Origin of the sequence: Bacillus sp. BF2-3, assembly GCF_008368795.1 — a bacterium.
GTDB lineage: Bacteria > Bacillota > Bacilli > Bacillales > Bacillaceae_G > Bacillus_A > Bacillus_A cereus.
Genome location: NZ_QOSA01000003.1, coordinates 12,220 through 33,392, shown reverse-complemented (window position 1 = coordinate 33,392; position 21,173 = coordinate 12,220). Strand labels below are relative to the sequence as shown.

Below are 21,173 nucleotides of genomic sequence, written 5' to 3'. Positions count from 1 at the left end.
ACTTCTAAAACAACACACATGAATTTCATATAATATGGAAATATTAAAAGGAAAATTGTTCTAAAATCAGGAGGTTTCCGCAATGACAAGTGATACATTTCCACAACTGCCGCTATCTTATTGGATTGAATCTACTCAGTTTCCTACTTTCCCTCGTTTATCCGAAAATATAAAGACGAAAGTTGCTATTATCGGTGCTGGTATTACAGGTATTACTACTGCCTATTTACTTGCAAAAGAAGGCATCGATGTTGTTTTAATTGATTCTGGTCGTATTTTAAATGGAACGACTGGGCATACAACAGCGAAAGTAACAGCACAACATGATCTTATTTATGATGAATTAATAAATCATTTCGGTGTAGAAAAGGCCCGGCTTTACTATGAATCAAATAATCAGGCTCTACAATTCATAAATAAAACTGTTCAAACATATAAAATCGACTGTAATTTCTCAAATGAAGATTCATATTTATATACAACTACTGATAACGGATTAAGAAATTTATCGAAAGAATATGAAGCTTATCAAAAATTAAATATACCTTGTGACTATGTTCAATCTCTATCGATTCCTATTCCAGTACAATCTGCGCTTGTAATGAAAAATCAAGCACAATTCCATCCCCTTCTTTATTTAAAAACACTTTTAGAAAAGTTTGTGGAGATGGGCGGAAAGGTCTACGAACAAACAACAGCTATGGATGTGGAAAAGGGCGATTATTCACAAATAATTACAAAAGAGGGCCATCATATCACTTGTGAATATGTCGTCTCTTGTTCACATTTTCCTTTTTATGATGCGAATAGCTTTTTCTTTACGCGAATGTACGCAGAACGCTCCTACGCTCTTGCAATAAAAGCAAAAACGGAGTATCCAGGTGGCATGTATTTAAGTATTGATGATCCAAAGCGCTCCTTACGCTATATAACAAACAATGGAGAAAAATTAATTTTGATTGGCGGAGAGAGTCATAAAACAGGTCAGGGAATAAATACGATGCTTCATTATGAAGCACTCTATTCTTTTGCTGAAGCCACTTTTGGAATAGATGAAGTTCCTTATAGATGGTCAGCACAAGATTTAATTACTCTAGATAAGCTTCCTTATATCGGACATATTAACGAAAGAAATCCAAATATATTTGTTGCAACTGGATATCGCAAATGGGGAATGACAACTGGAACTGCTGCCGCTCACCTACTGAAGGACTCCATCCTAAAAGTTCACAGTCCCTATAAAGAACTGTATGCACCATCACGCTTCCATGCAAATCCAGATATAAAAACGTTCCTCTCCCAAAACATTGATGTTGCGAAACATTTAATTGCAGGAAAGATTGAAACCGCATTACGTAAGCCAGAAGATCTCGAAGTTGGTGAAGGATCTGTCGTACATGTTAACGGTAAACGAGCAGGTGCTTATAAGGACAAAGAAGGAAAATTACATATCGTCGATACAACTTGTACACATCTCGGCTGTGAAGTTGAATGGAATAATGGTGATTGTACTTGGGATTGCCCTTGCCATGGTTCTCGTTTTTCAATTGAGGGAGACGTTCTTGAAGGCCCAGCAGATCAACCGTTAAAACGAGTTGATAATGAGTAAACAAATAAAGAAGTTCAACAAAATTACTGTTGAACTTCTTTATTTGTTATAAACCCTTTTCAGATAAAATTCGACACAAGGAGGAAAATATTAACATTAAATAAAATAATATATTCATCTACAAATTAAAAGGGGTAAATATTATGCAACCTTCAGCTCCACCTCATCTAGAATCTACAGAAACTATCTTTCCAAGCTCTATTACAAAACTTGTTGTTTTTATTTGTTGGCTAGCCATTTTAGCTGATGGATATGATTTAGGTATTTACGGTGCCGTTCTACCAAAGCTCCTAGAAGACAAAAGCTGGGCGCTATCACCAGCGCATGCTGGTACAATTGCAAGCTATGCTTTATTTGGGATGTTTATTGGGGCTATTCTAGTTGGAACGATTACAGATCTAATTGGGCGTAAATGGACGCTTATATGCTGTTTAGCACTTTTTTCTATCACAATGGGTTTAGCGGCTATCACTCCTTCTCCTGAGTTATTTGGATTATCTCGATTTATAGGAGGAATCGGATTAGGCGGTGTTATCCCAACAGCTTCAGCACTTACTGTTGAATATTCACCAAAAAAAAGGCAATCTTTTATTTATGCTCTTATGTTTACTGGCTATCCTTTAGGTATCGTGTTAGGTGCTATTTTGTCCATGCTTATGTTAGAAGATTTCGGATGGAGAATTATGTTTGGTATCGGAATGATTCCACTACTCCTCATTCCTTTCATTATTCGCTATTTACCCGAGTCCATTCAATTTTTATTATCACGTAATCGCCAAGAAGAAGTGAACCAAATTCTTAATCGTTTTCAAATTGAATTTCATGTAAAAGATAAAACTCATCAAGACCCATCTACTATACGAAAGAAAAATGGATTTTTTACTTTATTCTCAAAAGAATACATAAAAGCAACGCTACTTTTTTGGATCACTTATATAATGGGAATGTTTTTAATATATGGTTTAAACACTTGGTTACCACAGATGATGCGCCAGGCAGGATATCCTCTTGGGTCTAGTCTGTCATTTCTACTTATGCTAAATATTACCGCAGCTATCGGCGCACTATTCGCTGGAGCAATTGCTGATCGTATAGGAGCAAAAATCGTTATTAGCATCTCTTATCTTATGGCAGCCATATGTATCGGACTATTAACAATCAAACCATCTGTTACAATCATTTATCTTTTAATTGGCCTTGCTGGTATTGGATCAGTCGGTATTACTCAAATATTAAATGCATATGTAACACAATACTTCCCATCACATATCCGAGCTACCTCCTTAGGCTGGGGACTGGGGCTTGGCCGAGTTGGTGCAATTGCTGGCCCAATTCTCGTCGGTATTATTATGACAATGCAATATGACCTAGCATGGAATTTTTACTTATTCTCCTTTGCAGGTCTTATCGCGGCTATATCTGTTTTCTTCATTCCTACAAAATAAAAAGAGCACAAACTTACTTGTGCTCTTTTTCATATGCTTCAAACAACATATCTCGAAACAATGTATTTAAACTCTCAATATCGATTCCTGATCCCTTTTCAATTCCTTTTACATATTGTTGATAGTAATGAATTTGTTCTTCTAAAAATTGATTTAGCACCTTAATTTTCAATCCAACATCTAATTCAGTACCTGCTTTTTTCTTTATTAACAACTTTTCAATTTCATCTAATACGCTACGTTCTAATGATAATTCTGTAATTAATCGATCAAATTCTACAGGAGGTAAAGTCGTTTTCTCTTCTAGCCACTTACAAGCTAAAATGGGACGTAATACATAAAAGTACTTTTTCAGCTTTACATTCTCACCTTGCAAAAATTCACGATAATTTTTCGACGCCATATGTAAATAATGATATATCGTTGCTTTTGGATCAAAATTCTTCTCACTCATCTGTTGAAGTAGTTCTGGAAAATTAGAGTTTTTCGAATAAAAAATTGGTGATCGAATCCACTCAAGTAAAGCAGGATTCGACTTCGCGAATAGTTGCAACGCCTTTTTAATATCCCAACCACTTATATCTAAATCATCACTAATTGGATATTCAATTACATCTCGTTTGTCATGAATTGATAAATACCATTCTACCGGATGTATATAAACGAACCTAACATCATAATCGCTATCTTTCGATGGAAACCCCCAAGCACGACTCCCTGATTCCACCGCAAATAAAATTTTTACATCATTCTCTTTTTCAATTCTTTCTAACTCCAACTCGATTTTCTCTCTCATTTCATAACATCTCCATTTTTTGATTATTTCCTTGGAAATTCGACAATACACTATTAATTTTACTACATACTAAAAAAACTGTCAGAAATTACTGACAGCCTAATGAAACGTCTATTGTTGCTTTTCAATTACAGTAGCAGCAATTCGTTCAAACTCTTTTTGAATCTCCTCTTTATATGCATCTACTATTGAAAAATCCATAGCAGCAATATAAATTCGTTCTAATTTATCACGAACCGATTTTGCTTTCGCTAAGAAAGACATCGCCTCATTCATTTTTGCTTTATATTGAATGGAGACATCACGAATTTCCTTCGCATATTTCTCATCCGTCCCTGGCGTAACAATAAGGACATACATATCAATAATTTCATCACCCTCGCGACTTGGAAAATATTCATGTGGTGCGGTGCTATCAAAAATTGCAAATCCTAATTCTCTTACGATAACCATATCAAGACTATTCGGGTCAAATCCGCAATGATATACTTCAACTTCAAACCCTTTTTCTTCAGCTGCCTTAGCTAACTTTTTGAGCATCGTTGATTTTCCAGAGCCTGGGCGCCCTTTTATAAAATAACGATGTGGTAACCCTTCTGTTAAATTAGGAACAAAATCAACTGCTCCTTTCGGTGTAGCAGCTCCTAAAAAACGATGTTTTACAAGCGATTGTCTCCCGCTTTTATCTGCAAATAATTTCTGGATTAGCTGATTGGTTAGTTCATTTGCTTTATTAAAATCTATATTATCAATATATATCTTCTCCCACTCATCATGTATAACCAATGCCTCTTTAAAACGTGCGTAAGCAGACTGAAAAGCTTTGCTTGCTTCTGAAACAAATCTTTCAATTTCTAACTTCTGCTTTCTTAGTTTATCTGAGTCCCAAGCAATTCCTAAATTTATATACTCTTCAACAACCCCTGGCATTTTTGGCTCAATAACATGCGGCGATGTCCCATCAACAATTCCTACTTTTAATTTTGGGATAATTACACCATCAACCGATTTATTATCAGAAGAACAATGTAAAAATTCAATATCATATCCTTTTTCAATCCATTCACGACCTATTGCCTTTATTAAAGAAGATTTTCCCGTTCCTGGGCCACCCTTTAAGATAAATAATCTGTCTAATCCTTTTAAATTCTCTTCGTATAAATTGTGAAATCCCCTAGCTGTATTACCACCAGCATAATAATTTAATACATTTCCTGTCACTGCACTCACTCCTTCGCAGCATTCTATTTACATAAGCTACAATATGCGAGCAGCTTTATTTGGGTGAATACCTATTTTGTATTGCACGCAAAAAGGAAATGAATTACAATTTAACTATCGGAAAATTCCGATTTTAAAAACTGAATACTTCTTTATCAAGAGAGGCAGAGGGACCGGCCCTTTGAAGCCCAGCAACCTCAGTTTATACAAACTGAATAGGTGCTAATTCCTGCAAAATGCAATGCATTTTGGAAGATAAAACCCAACTAGCATGTAAAGCTCATCTTTCTTGATACTGAAGGATGAGCTTTTTATTATTTGAAAAACATATATTGGAGGTATGTAAAATGAAAGTAATTGATTTATCACAAACATTTGAAAATAATATGTCTCAATTTCCTGGAACACCTAAAATACAACTAGAAGCTGTTACAAGTGTTGAAGAATCAGGATATCAAGTTACAGATTTTCATTCTGTCGTTCATGTTGGCACGCATTGTGATGCTCCTGCGCATTTTATTTCAGGCGCAACGACCATCGATCAATTACCGCTGGATCAATTTGTAGGTGAAGCTGTTCTTATAGATGTAACACATATTCAAGAGCGAAAATTACCTAAGACAGTATTGCATAATACTGACATAAAAGAAGGTGATATTGTTATTTTTCATTCTAATCTATCCACAAAATGGAATACAGAAGCTTATGAGAAGGAAGCATTTTATCTTTCTGAAGAATTAGCTAAAGAACTAGTGCGATTAAAAGTAAAATCTATCGGTTTAGATTTCATTTCCCCTGATGAAGTCACAACAGAAACATCACCGATTCATCACATATTACTAGGGAATGATATTTACTTAATTGAAAACTTAACAAATCTAGATGCTATCGAAGAAAAACGTTTCTTTTTCTCAGCAGCACCTTTAAAAATTAAAAATAGTGACGGTGCTTTCGCAAGAGCATTTGCTGTTATTTTTTAAACATAGCCTATAAAAAAAGCAAAGGCCACTACTGGTCTTTGCTTCTATATTTTCTATTTAAATTAAGAAAGAATTGTTCCACACGAGGACGCAACCAAGCTAAACAATCTATCTCTTTCTTCTTTGTGCAAGCTATCTCTTCTCCATCTACCATTTCAACAAGTTCTAGTTCTAACAGTTGCCTCGTGAATGCTAACATATTCACTTCTTCGGATGGATACTCTTCTTTTAATTTCTCCTCAATTTCCCCCAATAAAAAACCGTCACGCATCATTGCCAATGCATCAATCCAAAGTGGCGGCATTTCATATTTTTCTCCTGTAATTGTATCTTTTACAATATAATTCTTTTGCTCTTTTCGAAATTGAATCGTGTGTAAACATACAGTCGAATTTAATGTTAATTCCATCATACCACCTCTTTCATAATATCTGCATAGAAAAAAGGATGCGTGTGCACCCCTTCTTATCTTTTCATAACACTACTGAACCGCTACATGAGCAATCAATCTCATGTCGATATTTTCCTCCATTATAAACGAAGTATTTTATAAAAAAAACCCTTCTTGAAACATTTTATAAAATGTTTATATTTACACAACAAGAACACTTTTCTGAAAAATCTTTTCTCCCAATACATTAAAAGGTCGGCAAAAAAATTTCTACTTTCGTTCCTACTCCTACACTACTTTGGATCGTGATACTCCCTTGATGTTCCTTAATAATTTTATATGTAATCATTAATCCAAGTCCTGTACCAGTCTCCTTTGTTGTGTAAAACGCCTTGCCAATTTTTTCTAACTTCTCATTCTCTATACCAAATCCTTGGTCTTCAACAGAAATACACAAATGTCCTTGCGTTTTTTGATATGCACGGATATGAATTTCTCCACCCTCTGGCATTGATTCTATTCCATTTTTAATGATATTTAATAACACTTGTTTTAATTGCTTATCATCACCGTTTATAGCCGGTAAATTCCCATCTACTTGTAAATGACATTTAACTCTATATTGCGTTGCATAACTTTCCATTAGATGCACAACATATAGAAGGATGTCTCGTATATTACACCTTTCATAATTTGTTGGCTTTGGTTTTCCTAACAACATCAATTCACTAACAAATCCATTGACTCTTTCAATTTCTTGTAGCATAATGTCGTAGCTCATCGTATCAGTTGGATTTCTTTCTTTTTGCATTTGCGTAAACCCTTTTAACGCTGTTAACGGGTTTCGAATTTCATGAGCAATTGTTGTAGACATAGTCCCAATCACAGCTAAATTTTCCGTCTCTTTCATATTGTTCATCATTTCAACCACTGTTCTTACATAAGATTGAAATCGTTTTAATAAAGAATGTGAAATAATGAAATAAAATACACATAAAACAAGTGGAATTATCACTTTTAAATCTTGTAATAGCAATGTGAAAAATACGTACTTTCCAATTACACTAAAGGACACTAAATAAAAGTATTTTCTATTCACGAAAACTGGGGCAAATAAAATTAATAACATTTCTACCATACTGCCATGTTCAAAAGGTCTATCCGTTCGCAAATAAATCATTAAATTATTCACAAGATTGATAAACATGTACCCAAATAAAAATAAATATTTTACAGAATATACATACCCTCTTTTTTGAAGATATATAGAAATAGGAAATAATGCTATTACAAATATAGGCACACCTATCCCAAGACTACCTTCTGGCCAACCTACCGCTGTTCCACTAATATTCATAGCAGGATATACAAAATAATATATAGCGTCATATAAAAAGAATATAATATAAAATAATAATATAAATACCTTTAAGGCTCTTCTTTCTTCATAAATCAAGCTCTTGTATTTATTCATATAAAAACTCCCCTTGATCGATACAAAAAACTTTCATTGTTATCTCCTTAAAGTATAAGTATGAAATTGCTTTCAGGGCAATATTTAACCTTATAATACTGAAAGGAAGGAGATCTCTCCTTCCTTTTGGTAACAACTTACATCCATCTTACCCTGTCATGTAACAATCCATCCGTAAAATTATTATGCCCTATTACAAAATCCTTCATATATAAATTTAAATACTCACCGTACTTACTTTCTGTATTTAATAACAACTCCTCAACGTAATAAGCACCTTGTTCAAATTGATCTAAAAGTAAACTGGACAAGCCCGCATAAATCCCGCACCCTACCTGAAAATACGTTGCATTCGTTTTATATTTACGAAAAACTTGGCTACTATTCATCACATTATACATATATGTCTCACTATTTTCATAAACGAGTAACACACCGACCAAGTCCTCTCCAGCAACCTCTTCTTCCGCTGGATTAAACACTTTACGATTCCAGTTCCATAAATCTTCTACTTGATCTAAGTTCTGTCTAATTATATTTGTTGTATACTCATTAATTCGGTAAAGAAAACCAACTTCCATATTAAAGTTTTTCCCTAAAATTAATACTTCCTCATGTGGCATTAAACAACCATAGAATTCTTTTTCTCCTAACTTCACTTTATACTCTGAAGCATATACATCTTCATAAAAGTAAAGAGGACGATGATGGCTCATATACATCGGATAACTCCAGATTGCTTCATCTAAAAATCGCTCTACTGCCCATGAAGCATAAAGTGTATGTGGCTTTATAAGTGCTGTATCATTCAAAAATGACGTGTCATGTTCTACAATATAACATGCTCTTGGCCTTTCATTTGGTCGTTCCTTCATAAGCTCAACAACCATCCATTGAACAACACCTGGATTCATACCTGAACCTATAATCGCTTTTGTATTTGTAAATTTCTCTTTCTCCTTCTCAAACCTTGTATATCTTTCCGTAAGCTGAAAGCCAATTAAGCTATCGTCCTGATCTACTGCCTCATTTTCCAAGGCTGAGTTAATATAACAAATTCCTAGTTCATTACAGCAGCTTAATACTCTAATTGTATCTGCCCCTGAAACATCAATCACAACACTCGTTCTTTTTTCTTTTAAATGTTGTTTAAATTCCACTACATTTTGAAGGTTTATTTCATATAAATATAATTGACCTTTCAGATTCGAAAACAACTCATCATAATAAGTCCTATCTTTTTGTTTTATATCCACCAAATGAAATTTGGCATTCTTTAATACTTCATAAATTGGATCTTTTTCATTTGCTATCGCTTGATTTAAAATTGCTAAAACTGCTTTTGCTGCTCCACCAGCACTACCAAGCAATGTAATTGATAACGAATTCGGAAACTGCTCCACAAACAAAACCCCTTTAATAAATTAGTTGAGCAGCTCCTCCTCAAAAAATAAATTGAATATATAATAAGATAGCTCGTACACAATGTTTATAAGTTAGTGCAAAGTTACCTTTTAAAAAATCACACTATACTATGCTTATATTCAATTCATTTTCCCCTCATCTCCAAATTAAACTAAAACAAATAGGCTCGACCTTTTCTTCTGCATATAAAAGAAAAAGCCAGCCCTTTCAACTAGCTTACGGACAATGGACAGATTTTACATGTTGAATATTTACATACATTTTCGCATCACGTGCTTTTGATATTTCAATATGACCTTCATCAATTTTCGCCATTTTTCCAATTTTATTGGACTCCTCACCTAAATCGAACACCATAATTTTCCCAGCCATTTTAATAAGCTGTTCTTCAAACGTTCGAGCTAACGTAATATTTAACGGATTCACGGGGAGTTCATTTTTATTGAGGGCATAAGGCACTTGATTTTCTTTATACGGAATTAACCATTTCAAGTGTTTTAAAGATATATATACAGTTTTATAAACTGGACTATAAAAAACAATATAATCGTTCATCACACTTGTAACATAACCATGTATTGGAGCATTTCCGGCTACATAAATTTCCGTAAAAATCCCTTTAGATGTACTTAATACTTTCCTCAAAGAAATTGAAGGAGACTCTCTCTTAATTACAGAATCCACATCTGGTTTTGAGATTTCTTCATCATTTGATCTTAAAAACTTATAATATTGTACATGATATAAAGATATATATACGTAGTCTTGTCCATTGTAAAGAACAACGATATCATTTCCTACATCAATTAATACACCTTTAAATCTTTTTTCACCGATTAATTTAACATATATATTTTCTCCAATACTTTTGTTTAACTCATTCATCTATATCCTCCTTCCTACGAATTTCTTCTTATCTGTCTTCCATTTCTAAAAAAATAATCAGGGCAAAGTTCTGTTTTAATAGTAAGTAATTCCTTTTCATACTATCGAAATAAGAAATTGTTCTTCTCTTTCCCTCATAATGCCCCTCTTATTTATTAAACATTATTCATCTTCATTCTTTTTACATTTAACTACTTGACTCACACTCTTAATATGAGACTTAATTACATAAATAACTTCATCACCGTTTACTAGTGTAATACAGCCATGGTGTACCTCACTTAATAAACCTTCCACACACTCTGGACCGCCACGATTAATTTTTACCCACTTATACTTCAAGTCTTTTAATATATCTAAAAAAGTATCCTCATCAGAGCAGAAACATGAACTATAGCAATCGCCACATTTACTTTCTTTCACTTTCTTCACTAGACTCTTCACATGTTTCAACTGATAATATACTAATTCACCATGAGGTAACTGTAACGTTAGATAATCTTTTCCTAACGATACGAGCTCACCAACTCGACTTTCTGGTCCACGAAGGTTTACTTTTACAGTCTCACCAACTAAACATTTAATTTGGTCACAGCATAATACATTCTCCAATTTCGTATCCCCCTTTCTTATTATCTTCCTCTACTTGATTGTCTTTGTGCACGAGCACGACCTGAATTATCGCTACTTTCCTTACTATCGTCGCTCTCATCGCTCTCTCCGCATGCTAAAGCATTATAGTTAACACTTTTAATATGCTTTATTGCAATTAATATAATTTCTTCTTTTACGATTAATGTTACGAAGTCACAAGAAACATCTTGCAAAATGCCTTCCACTTTCTCTGGACCGCCGCGATTAATTTTCACCCAGCAATATTTGAAACTTTCAAGTAGTGCTTCAAAATCTTCTGCACAGGCGCAATCTTCCCACTCACAATCACTTGATCCACATTCTTTCGCATTTTTTGTAATACTTTTTAGATGTTTAAGTTGATAGTAATAAAGCTCACCTTTTTCATTCTTCAATACGAAGTAGTCCTGACATACTGATATTATTGTTCCTTTTTGAGATTCTGGACCACCCCTGTTTACTCTCACAAAAGATCCAATTAAGTCTTTCAAAAAATCACAATGAAATAAACTCACGAGAAAACCCCTTCCATTAATTTATAAGCTTTTGCACTGATAGTATATGTATCTGTACAGGTTACGTTCTCTATGTTTGTCCTAGCTAGAAAAAAATATGCTTTTAACATGGTAGACTACTACCTATCAAAATTTGAAGAAAGGCTAAGAACTCCTTATGTTTTTGATATCTTCAAACAAAAAAACCCTTATGAAGATACATTTCTGCATATCTTCATAAGGGATTTCCCATAGTTTAATCTTCGTCTTTAACATCCATATCTTCTGGAATTGGTTCGTTCAATATTTCTTCCACTAATTGCTTATATTTCTCCATTTGTTCTAAATGCGTATTGAATTGTTCTTTATTTACTAAATATTGCTCTCCATCGAATAGCGCACGAATTTTCTTTTGCTGAATTAACTCTTCAATATACGATTTTGGTAAATTCAAATACTCCGCAGTCTCTTCTATTGTTATATACAATGCGTTCATTCCTTTATTATTTTTTCATCTATACTGTATCTTACTTTACTTTATTTTTGTAAACAAATAAAAAAGATTTTGTAAATGCAGTTCAAAAAGCAGGTAGATGCATTCCATATATTGTATAGTATTATATAGTAAGAATTTTTTAAATATAGAATGGTATTACCCATTTACACAAAGGAGAGTTAACATATGGCTACTCGTCACATCATTACAATGTTAGAAAAAACACTGCAAGTTGAAACAGAAAACACAATTTCTCATTTGAATGTATCTTTATCTGATCGTTTTCTTTCTCAAAGCACAGCAATACATGAAAACAATTGTTATCATACAATTGGTGAATGGTACAAAAATCATTTCTTATTCCAACAAGATGATTTCCTTTGGGCTAAATATGCCTTCTATGACGCATATTGTGAAGCCATCCAAAAACAAGGTCATCTTACAAAACGCGTCCGTCAAATATTAGAATCATTGGCTCGAAAACACGGAAAACAGTATATTGCTTCTATACTAAATATGCCATTTCCTAATAAACGCGCTAAAGGGACAGCGTAATTTAGCCATGTTCTGTGTAAGCAAAACATAGCTAAATTGTTTTCTAGGATGCTTTACCAATAAAATGTTCATATCATATGAACTGATGAAACCGGTGTCATTATAATGATAGAAAATATAGTAAACAGGAAAACCCCCACGTACATCTCTCATTCACTTGAATAGAGAAATACGTGGGGGTATACTTGTTCCTTATTATTTCATCATCTGCTTAATCAGTTCGCGATTTCTCTTCTTAAATACTTCATTATGAGAAGAAACCATTCCGTACTCACTTGCATCTGGTTGGATAAATTGTTTTGCTTTATTCACAGCATTTCCAGCATCTTGGAATGCACCTGCAATTAAGTGTAGTTTCCCTTCGTGCTTTAAAATATCTCCAGCAGCATATAATCCATCTACTGAAGACTCACTATTTGCATTACCTGCAATATAATAATTATCTATAATTGCAACGTCTAACTCACTATTTTCTAATAATGTAATGTCGCGTTCATATCCATGATTAATAATAACTTCATCAATAGGTAAATGAGAAACCTCACCTGTTTCATGATTTGTTAATTCTACATATTCGATCGCTTCATGATTATCACCGGCAATTAATTTTGTAATCGATGTATTAAAGAAACACTCCGCTGAGCTGTTCATAAGTTGTTTTACTTGTGCTTCATGACCAGATAATTCTTCTTTTCTATAGGTTACATACACTTTTTTCGCAATTGGTTCCAATTCATTTGCCCAATCAACAGCAGAATTGCCTCCACCGGAAATAATAACTGTTTTACCTTTGAAACGCTTTAAAGATTTAACTGTATAATTTAAATTCGATACTTCAAATCGCTCAGCACCTTCAATAGATAACTTTTGCGGTTTCAATATACCACTTCCTGTTGCGACGATAACTGTTTTTGAAAAGTGTTCTTCGCCAGTACTTGTTTTTAATGTAAAAGTACCATCTTGATTACGAATAATCGATTCTACTTTTGTATCTAATACAACTTCCGGCTTAAATGTTAACCCTTGCTGTACAAGTTGTTCAATTAACTTATCACCTGTAACTGGCAATAGTCCTCCTACATCCCAAATCATTTTTTCCGGATACACATGTATTTTTCCACCTAAATGTGGTTGAAATTCTATTATTTTCGTTCTCATTTCTCTGAGTCCACTATAAAAAGCTGAATAAAGCCCTGCAGGTCCTCCGCCTATCACGGTTACATCAAACAATTCTTCTCGATTCATTCGTGCTCACTCCTCAGCTATTAATCGTTGATTATCATTCTCAATAAAATATAACCTGTTTCCGCAAAATTTACAATCAAAATTACTATTGACAATACACCTATATAAAATTATATTATTTAAAGAATCAATAGTGATAATCATTATCATTTTGTTAATAATTAGCAAATTTGAGATTACATCTTCTTTCATTAATATGGTTATTACTATATTATAAAATCTCATATTCAAGATTTTTAATAAATTATTTTGCATTACCACTACTATTTCAAAAAAATTGCAGTTAAACAAATTATTGTATACACATATCATCTATGTTAAAGGAGAAAGACGATGAAAAAGTTATTTATTTCACTAACAGTCCTTTTCGTTCTTGTTATGAGCGCTTGTAGCAATAGCTCTACAGACAAAAAGAACGATGCAAAAGGTAGCAAATCAGAAACAATTACATACCAATCTGAAGATGGTAAAAAAGTAGAAGTTCCTGCAAATCCAAAACGCGTTGTTGTATTATCATCATTCGCTGGTAACGTAATGTCATTAGGTGTAAATCTTGTTGGGGTAGATTCATGGTCTAAACAAAACCCACGTTTTGATAGCAAACTTAAAGATGTTGCTGAAGTATCTGATGAAAATGTTGAAAAAATCGCTGAACTAAATCCAGATTTAATCATCGGTTTATCAAATGTTAAAAATGTCGATAAGTTAAAGAAAATCGCGCCTACTGTAACATACACTTACGGAAAAGTTGATTACTTAACACAGCATTTAGAAATCGGTAAGTTATTAAATAAAGAAAAAGAAGCAAAAACTTGGGTTGATGACTTCAAGAAACGTGCACAAGAAGCTGGTAAAGAAATTAAAGCAAAAATCGGTGAAGATGCAACAGTTTCTGTTGTAGAAAACTTCAACAAACAGCTTTATGTATACGGCGAGAACTGGGGCCGTGGAACAGAAATCCTGTACCAAGAAATGAAATTAAAAATGCCTGAAAAAGTAAAAGAGAAAGCATTAAAAGAAGGTTACTACGCATTATCTACTGAGGTATTACCTGAATTTGCTGGTGATTACTTAATCGTAAGTAAAAACAAAGATACTGATAACTCATTCCAAGAGACAGAATCATATAAAAACATCCCAGCAGTAAAAAATAATCGCGTATATGAAGCAAACATGATGGAATTCTATTTCAATGATCCACTTACATTAGATTTCCAACTAGACTTCTTCAAGAAGAGCTTTCTTGGTAAATAATACAAACATGAGGAATTCTTAATTTAAGAATTCCTCTTCCTTTATTCTATGAACAGAAAAGATGTGAAACGAATGACAAAAGATCATGACAATCCACGTTCTATAGCTTTTACATACAAACTAATTTTAAGCTTAATTGCATTCTTTCTTATTTTTATGGTTGCAATGGTATTAGGTGCTGCAGATACTTCGATAAAAGATGTATGGTTAGCACTCACTTCCTCCGCTAAAGGAGACAAAATATCTATTATTCGAGAAATACGTTTACCACGTGAAGTTGCTGCTATTTTTGTAGGAGCTGGATTAGCCGTTTCTGGGGCAATTATGCAAGGATTAACACGAAATCCACTTGCGGATCCTGGATTATTAGGGCTATCTGGTGGAGCAAATGCTGCGCTTGCACTGACACTTGCTTTCAACCCTTCCATCAGCTATCTTTACTTAACATTAGCTTGCTTTATCGGTGCTGCAATTGGCGCAATTATGGTATTTGGAATTGGTATGGTGAAAAAAGGTGGCCTTTCTCCTCTTCGAATTGTATTAGCGGGCGCTGCAGTTTCAGCATTTCTACTCGCAATTTCAGAAGGAATCGGCATTTACTTTAAAATTTCACAAGATGTATCACTTTGGACTGCTGGGGGCGTAATTGGAACAACTTGGAGCCAATTAAAAATTATTATTCCAGTCATTTCAATTAGTATCTTTATCGCTATCTTACTAGCAAAAAAATTGACAGTTCTTAGTTTCAGTGAAGAAGTGGCTATTGGACTAGGTCAAAAAATTATTGTTATTAAAACTATTTTATTTATCATTATTATCTTACTTGCAGGTGCATCTGTAGCGCTTGTTGGAAATATGGCATTTATCGGCTTAATGGTACCTCACATGGTACGCCCAATTGTCGGTCCAGATTACCGATTTGTTATACCGATGTCAGCAATTGCTGGAGCTTCCTTTATGCTACTTGCAGATACAATCGGACGTACTATTAACGCTCCATACGAAACACCAGTTGCGGCAATTGTTGCGATTGTAGGGTTACCATTCTTCCTATTCATTGTACGTAAAGGAGGAAAAACATTCTCATGATGCAATCTATTTTAAGAAAACAGCGTCTCATTATACTCGCTTTACTTATAGTAATCATCACAACCATTGTAGTTGGAATGGGACTTGGTTCAGCGTCTTTATCTTATGATCGACTACTCCCAACATTAATGGGGCAAGGGACTTTTAAAGAGGAGTTCGTTTTATACTCTTTAAGACTACCTAGAATTGTCATTACATTATTAGCTGGTATGGCTCTCGCTTTATCAGGGGCTATTCTGCAAGGAATTACCCGAAATGATTTAGCTGAACCTGGTATTCTTGGTATTAACTCTGGGGCTGGTGTTGCTGTTGCTATTTTCTTTTTATACTTTCCAATAGACGTAGGTTCATTTCTTTACTTACTACCTGTCGTTGGATTTATTGGGGCATTTCTGACAGCTGTTCTAATTTACGTGTTTTCATATAGTAAATCAACTGGACTTCAACCAATACGATTAACATTAACTGGTATCGGTTTTGCATTTGCACTATCTGGAGCGATGATTGTCCTTATTTCATCCGCTGATCGTATGAAAGTGGACTTTATCTCAAAATGGATTGCCGGAAATATTTGGGGAGATGACTGGATTTTCGTTTTAGCAATGCTCCCATGGTTAATCGTATTCATTCCGTTTGTTTTCTATAAAGCAAATCGATTAAATATTTTAGCATTAAACGAACCAGTCGCAATTGGCGTTGGAATTGAAATTGAAAAAGAACGCAGGTACTTATTAGTTGCAGCCGTTGCACTTGCAGCCGCAGCTGTTTCCGTAACAGGAGGAATTACCTTTATCGGATTAATGGCTCCTCATATCGCGAAATCTTTAGTAGGTCCAAGACATCAAATCTTCATGCCTATCGCCCTTTTAATCGGCGGATGGCTATTATTATTAGCAGATACAATCGGACGAAATATCGTTGATCCTAATGGCATTCCAGCAGGTATTGTCGTTGCTTTAATTGGGGCTCCTTACTTTATGTATTTGTTGCTTAAAAAAGCTTAAAAAACACCCTCAAGATTTCTTGAGGGTGTTTTTGTTTCATTCTACTGCTGCCCATACCCTTCAAACTTCTTCGCCAAATTCTCCATCTCATCTTCTGGCAATAGCTTTGGTTCCCCAATGCTTTTCGTTTGATAATAAATTTGAGCACAAAACTCAATCTCTTCTGCAACAGTAAACGCCATTTTTATATTATTTGCACCAGCAATTAAACCGTGATTTGCAAGTAAAACAGCACGGCGATCAATCATGCCTTCAAAAGCAGCCTCCGCTAATTGCTTCGTACCAAATGTTTCATACGGTGCACAGCGCACATTCGGTCCTGCGAAAGCAATTAAATACGATACAGCAGGAAGCTCCCATCCTAATGATGCAATCGTCTTCGCGTAAGGAGAGTGTGTATGCACAAGCGCATTTATATCTTCACGCTTCCTATAGTAAATAAGGTGCATATCTAATTCACTTGATGGTTTTCTCTCTCCTTCTACTACTTCACCATCTAGGTTTAATATAACTACATCTTCAGGCTTTGTTTCATAATACTCTAAACCACTTGGGCTAATCGCAACAAGACCTTGTTCACGATTAAAGATACTAATATTACCGCCCGTTCCCTTTGTTAAACCACTAGAAATCATTTTCTTTCCATACGCTACAATTTCTTCTCTTTCTTTTTGTAATAACATATACATCCCCCTAAGTATGAAGCTTATGATGACTGACTTTTACATTTATCTACTTATTGAAATAGCTTTTTTAAATTCTCCGTAAACGGTGCCTTTACAATCCCTTTTTCTGTAATAATCGCTGTTACATTTTCATGTGGAGTAACATCAAATGCTGGATTATATACTTTACTTTCTTTCGGAGCAGAATATTGTCCGAAGCGATTAATCACTTCAGAAGCATCTCTTTCCTCGATGGGAATTTCTTTTCCTGTCGGTGTTTTTAAGTCGATTGTCGGCGTTGGCGCTGCTACATAAAACGGAATGTTGTAGTATTTCGCTAAAATAGATACGCCTAATGTTCCAATTTTATTTGCTATATCACCGTTCGCTGCTACACGGTCACATCCAACAATTACCGCATCAATCTTCCCTTGTGACATGACCATAGCTGCCATATTATCTGTAATAACAGTAACGTCAATGCCTGCTCGCTGCAGTTCTAATGCTGTTAACGTTGAACCTTGTAATCTAGGGCGTGTTTCATCAGAATAGATTTTTAAGTCCCATCCTTTTTCTTTCGCTAAGTACATGGGAGCTGTCGCGGTACCATACTTAGTTGTCGCTAACGCACCAGCATTACAATGTGTTAATACTCCCATTCCATCATGGAATAATGTTAATGCATGTTCTCCAATTTGACGGTTAATTTCTTCATCTTCTCTATGAATCTCTTTTGCCTCTTCTAGTAATCTATTTTTCAGCTGTGAGATTGATAAATGAATATTATCTGTCGCTACACTTTCCATTCTTTCAAGTGCCCAAAATAAATTTACGGCAGTCGGTCTTGATGTCGCCAAGTATGTACATACCTTTCTTACTTCATCCATAAATCCTTCTTCCGTACTTTCAGCAAATTCCTTTATCCCTAAATACACTCCATAAGCAGCTGAAACACCAATCGCGGGTGCACCTCGTACTTTCATTACTTGAATCGCATCCCACACACTTTCAGCTGTTTTAAAAGATTCATAGACAATTTCATTTGGTAATAACGTTTGATCTAACAAAACTAAAGCATCATCTTTCCACTGAATTGGTATTAATTGCTCTTCCATCATATTCTCCCCTTACTTCGCGTAGTGCATTGACTGTTCTTTTAACGTTTCTACAAAACTTGTGCCCGTTCTATATTGATTCGCTCGTAAAATAAAACCCTTCGCTACTTGAAGACAAATTCGCTCCGCTCTAGCACGTGCTTCCTCATTCCCAATACAAGTAATATCTTTTACTTTCGCTAATCCAACAATACGGCGAATTAATTCCAGACCTGTCACTGCAGCTGTATCCTCTAATACAGATTGCAAATAGACTTCGCTAAAGCCTTCTTCCCTCGCCATAATCTCGGTCACATGAATATCCCAAGCACCTAAAAACTTCTGCTTAAATAAATCAATTACCTCTACCATCGTAGTTTGTAACCAATCCATATACGTATCTTTCTCAGCTCCAGGTGACATCGTTGCATCTGCATTCACCCAAGCAAACATTAAATTCGCCATTACATTCCCAACGTCATATCCCATAGGTCCATAAAAAGCAAACTCAGGATCAATAACCTTTGTAGAATCATCTCTTACAAAAACAGAACCAGTATGTAAATCACCATGAAGTAATGCCTGTGCATTCGTCATAAAAGAAAATTTACGTTTCGCTACTTCCATACGAAGCTCTTTATCACTATAAATATGTTCCCTAATCCATCCCTCATTTAACTGAAATAACTCATTACGCTTATTATGATTTGTAAATGGTTCTGAATATACGAGGTCCTCTGTAATCTCACATAATTCAGGATTTATATAATTCTTCACAAGTTCCTTCTTCTCTTTATGATTCATTACAACATCCGATGTTAATAAAAGTGTATTTGCCATAAAAGTAGTTAAGTCGTCAGCAAGCCTCGGAAATATTTGATGATTTATAAGTGCTGTACGTAATATTGTGTGATCCGATAAATCTTCCATTACGCAACAATTCATCACACTATCAAATAAATACACCTTAGGAACAAGTCCAGGTGCTAACTCATCCTCTAACTGCAAAACATCTGATTCTATACGAATACGATTCGTCGACAACTTAAACTCATCTGAAATGCGAGCTGTATCCCCAGCTTGCTTTACGATGACAGACATGTTCTCTTTTTCATCCCAAACGCGGAACACATAATTTAAATTGCCATCACCTATTTCTTTACACTGTAACCCCTTTGCATGTTCAAACTTAGATAATTTCTCTTTCACATATGCAATCACATCGTTAGCTTCCATTAAAAAATACTTCATGAACTTAGACATGGTTTCCCCTCCACACTAATTGTAAGCGTTTTCTAAAAGCTATAAAAAATAATAGGATTAAATCTTTCATCCTAAAATATATGATCTTCTTTTTGAAATGTATATCTAGGTTTTATTATATCTTGTTAGCACTTTGAGTCAATGTTTCTAACTATTATCGTAATATACTTCCTAATTATATATTTGAGATGACAAAAATTGTTCAAAAAATTTCCGATTCATTTTATTTTATTTATCACAAAATTCTTTGTAAAATAGAAGTAAGCAGTTCCTTTTCAAAACCACAACTTCTAAGAAATATCTCCTTCCTAAGAAATTAAACTTACACACTATCTCTAACATACACACTAAACTTTCAACTACTCATCTAAAATTTATAGACTTAAAATTACCTTTCCATTCCCTGTTAGTCTTAATTGAGAATAAATATTAATTAAATTGGTATAAAGTTGGTTTATTCTCTTGACAAAATAACCACTTCTATATGATAATTAATATCGAATTAGAATTATTATAGTTAATTAAAAAATATATTTTATGAGCACACTATTTTTTGATGCTCAAAACCAACATTTAGGAGGAATTTTAACATGTTATTAATCGGCACAGAAGTAAAACCGTTTAAAGCTAATGCTTACCATAATGGGGAATTTATCCAAGTTACTGACGAAAGTTTAAAAGGAAAATGGAGTGTAGTTTGTTTCTACCCTGCTGACTTCACATTCGTTTGCCCAACTGAACTTGAAGACTTACAAAACCAATACGCAACTCTAAAAGACTTAGGCGTTGAAGTATACTCTGTATCTACAGACACTCACTTCACTCACAAAGCATGGCATGATAGCTCAGAAACTATCGGCAAAATCGAGTACATCATGATTGGTGACCCAACTCGCACAATCACTACAAACTTCAACGTTTTAATGGAAGAAGAAGGTCTTGCTGCTCGTGGTACATTCATCATCGATCCAGACGGCGTTATCCAATCTATGGAAATCAATGCTGACGGTATCGGCCGTGACGCAAGCATTCTTGTTAACAAAATTAAAGCTGCTCAATACGTACGTAACAACCCAGGTGAAGTTTGCCCAGCTAAATGGCAAGAGGGTTCTGCGACACTTAAACCAAGCCTTGACCTTGTAGGCAAAATCTAAG

At 34.5% G+C, this 21,173-nt stretch carries 21 protein-coding genes and 1 riboswitch; of the genes, 8 read left to right on the top strand and 13 right to left on the bottom strand.

The window, feature by feature from the left end; translation table 11 throughout:
* The first annotated feature begins 82 nt into the window (after positions 1 to 82).
* On the top strand, positions 83 to 1,609 hold the full coding sequence (locus tag DN401_RS03895) for an FAD-dependent oxidoreductase (protein WP_000199986.1): 1,527 nt from the start codon (positions 83 to 85) through the stop codon (positions 1,607 to 1,609).
* A gap of 143 nt (positions 1,610 to 1,752) precedes the next feature.
* The gene (locus tag DN401_RS03890; protein ID WP_001183085.1) at positions 1,753 to 3,054 is read left to right on the top strand and encodes an MFS transporter; all 1,302 of its coding nucleotides are present in this window, start codon (positions 1,753 to 1,755) and stop codon (positions 3,052 to 3,054) included.
* A 13-nt stretch (positions 3,055 to 3,067) separates the two neighbouring features.
* On the opposite strand, the gene DN401_RS03885 is transcribed toward DN401_RS03890, so the two are convergent.
* Positions 3,068 to 3,850: a nucleotidyltransferase domain-containing protein gene (locus DN401_RS03885; RefSeq protein ID WP_001208237.1), complete on the bottom strand. Its 783-nt coding sequence runs from the start codon at positions 3,848 to 3,850 to the stop codon at positions 3,068 to 3,070.
* A gap of 111 nt (positions 3,851 to 3,961) precedes the next feature.
* Entirely contained in the window at positions 3,962 to 5,071 is a 1,110-nt protein-coding gene (locus DN401_RS03880) for a PRK06851 family protein (protein ID WP_000147463.1), read from the bottom strand.
* Positions 5,072 to 5,220: 149 nt separating this feature from the next.
* Positions 5,221 to 5,333: riboswitch (SAM riboswitch) on the top strand.
* Positions 5,334 to 5,418: 85 nt separating this feature from the next.
* Between DN401_RS03880 and DN401_RS03875 the strand changes: the two genes are divergently transcribed.
* The gene (locus tag DN401_RS03875; RefSeq protein ID WP_000862981.1) at positions 5,419 to 6,051 is read left to right on the top strand and encodes a cyclase family protein; all 633 of its coding nucleotides are present in this window, start codon (positions 5,419 to 5,421) and stop codon (positions 6,049 to 6,051) included.
* Positions 6,052 to 6,079: 28 nt separating this feature from the next.
* Here DN401_RS03875 and DN401_RS03870 read toward each other — a convergent pair whose 3' ends face one another.
* From DN401_RS03870 to DN401_RS03840, 7 genes are all read right to left on the bottom strand, one after another.
* Positions 6,080 to 6,460, bottom strand: a complete 381-nt coding sequence (locus DN401_RS03870; protein ID WP_000424115.1) for a hypothetical protein — start codon at positions 6,458 to 6,460, stop codon at positions 6,080 to 6,082.
* Between the two features lie 229 nt (positions 6,461 to 6,689).
* Positions 6,690 to 7,916 carry an ATP-binding protein gene (locus DN401_RS03865; RefSeq protein WP_001046103.1) on the bottom strand — a complete coding sequence of 409 codons (1,227 nt, stop codon included), beginning with the start codon at positions 7,914 to 7,916 and terminating at the stop codon, positions 6,690 to 6,692.
* A 137-nt stretch (positions 7,917 to 8,053) separates the two neighbouring features.
* Entirely contained in the window at positions 8,054 to 9,319 is a 1,266-nt protein-coding gene (locus tag DN401_RS03860) for a hypothetical protein (RefSeq protein ID WP_000434719.1), read from the bottom strand.
* 238 nt (positions 9,320 to 9,557) lie between these two features.
* Positions 9,558 to 10,226 (bottom strand): LSm family protein, encoded by a 669-nt coding sequence (locus DN401_RS03855; protein WP_001004284.1) that lies wholly within the window; start codon positions 10,224 to 10,226, stop codon positions 9,558 to 9,560.
* A gap of 162 nt (positions 10,227 to 10,388) precedes the next feature.
* Entirely contained in the window at positions 10,389 to 10,838 is a 450-nt protein-coding gene (locus DN401_RS03850) for a spore coat protein B (RefSeq protein WP_000432509.1), read from the bottom strand.
* Positions 10,839 to 10,858: 20 nt separating this feature from the next.
* Complete coding sequence (locus DN401_RS03845; RefSeq protein ID WP_000051525.1) at positions 10,859 to 11,374, bottom strand: spore coat protein B; 516 nt, start codon at positions 11,372 to 11,374, stop codon at positions 10,859 to 10,861.
* 235 nt (positions 11,375 to 11,609) lie between these two features.
* Positions 11,610 to 11,849: a helix-turn-helix domain-containing protein gene (locus DN401_RS03840; protein ID WP_002025240.1), complete on the bottom strand. Its 240-nt coding sequence runs from the start codon at positions 11,847 to 11,849 to the stop codon at positions 11,610 to 11,612.
* Positions 11,850 to 12,035: 186 nt separating this feature from the next.
* Here DN401_RS03840 and DN401_RS03835 point away from each other — a divergent pair, with 186 nt between their 5' ends.
* Positions 12,036 to 12,404, top strand: coding sequence for a hypothetical protein (locus tag DN401_RS03835; RefSeq protein ID WP_000235476.1), 369 nt, complete (start codon positions 12,036 to 12,038; stop codon positions 12,402 to 12,404).
* Between the two features lie 195 nt (positions 12,405 to 12,599).
* Here DN401_RS03835 and DN401_RS03825 read toward each other — a convergent pair whose 3' ends face one another.
* Positions 12,600 to 13,649, bottom strand: a complete 1,050-nt coding sequence (locus tag DN401_RS03825; protein WP_001078299.1) for an NAD(P)/FAD-dependent oxidoreductase — start codon at positions 13,647 to 13,649, stop codon at positions 12,600 to 12,602.
* A gap of 333 nt (positions 13,650 to 13,982) precedes the next feature.
* Between DN401_RS03825 and DN401_RS03815 the strand changes: the two genes are divergently transcribed.
* The 3 genes from DN401_RS03815 to DN401_RS03805 are packed head-to-tail and all read left to right on the top strand — an operon-like array spanning position 13,983 to position 16,996.
* Positions 13,983 to 14,903 carry an iron-hydroxamate ABC transporter substrate-binding protein gene (locus tag DN401_RS03815; protein WP_000732597.1) on the top strand — a complete coding sequence of 307 codons (921 nt, stop codon included), beginning with the start codon at positions 13,983 to 13,985 and terminating at the stop codon, positions 14,901 to 14,903.
* 48 nt (positions 14,904 to 14,951) lie between these two features.
* Entirely contained in the window at positions 14,952 to 15,992 is a 1,041-nt protein-coding gene (locus DN401_RS03810) for a FecCD family ABC transporter permease (RefSeq protein WP_002025239.1), read from the top strand.
* Positions 15,989 to 16,996: a FecCD family ABC transporter permease gene (locus DN401_RS03805; RefSeq protein WP_149287526.1), complete on the top strand. Its 1,008-nt coding sequence runs from the start codon at positions 15,989 to 15,991 to the stop codon at positions 16,994 to 16,996. Before DN401_RS03810 ends, DN401_RS03805 begins: the two co-directional genes overlap by 4 nt.
* 41 nt (positions 16,997 to 17,037) lie before the next feature.
* Here DN401_RS03805 and DN401_RS03800 read toward each other — a convergent pair whose 3' ends face one another.
* The 3 genes from DN401_RS03800 to mtnK are packed head-to-tail and all read right to left on the bottom strand — an operon-like array spanning position 17,038 to position 20,018.
* Positions 17,038 to 17,679, bottom strand: a complete 642-nt coding sequence (locus DN401_RS03800) for an L-fuculose-phosphate aldolase (protein WP_000926557.1) — start codon at positions 17,677 to 17,679, stop codon at positions 17,038 to 17,040.
* A gap of 53 nt (positions 17,680 to 17,732) precedes the next feature.
* Positions 17,733 to 18,779: an S-methyl-5-thioribose-1-phosphate isomerase gene (mtnA, locus tag DN401_RS03795; RefSeq protein ID WP_119682879.1), complete on the bottom strand. Its 1,047-nt coding sequence runs from the start codon at positions 18,777 to 18,779 to the stop codon at positions 17,733 to 17,735.
* Between the two features lie 9 nt (positions 18,780 to 18,788).
* On the bottom strand, positions 18,789 to 20,018 hold the full coding sequence (gene mtnK, locus DN401_RS03790; RefSeq protein WP_149287525.1) for an S-methyl-5-thioribose kinase: 1,230 nt from the start codon (positions 20,016 to 20,018) through the stop codon (positions 18,789 to 18,791).
* A gap of 590 nt (positions 20,019 to 20,608) precedes the next feature.
* On the opposite strand from mtnK, the gene ahpC reads away from it, so the two are divergent.
* The gene (gene ahpC, locus DN401_RS03785) at positions 20,609 to 21,172 is read left to right on the top strand and encodes an alkyl hydroperoxide reductase subunit C (protein ID WP_000924420.1); all 564 of its coding nucleotides are present in this window, start codon (positions 20,609 to 20,611) and stop codon (positions 21,170 to 21,172) included.
* Position 21,173: the final 1 nt, after the last annotated feature.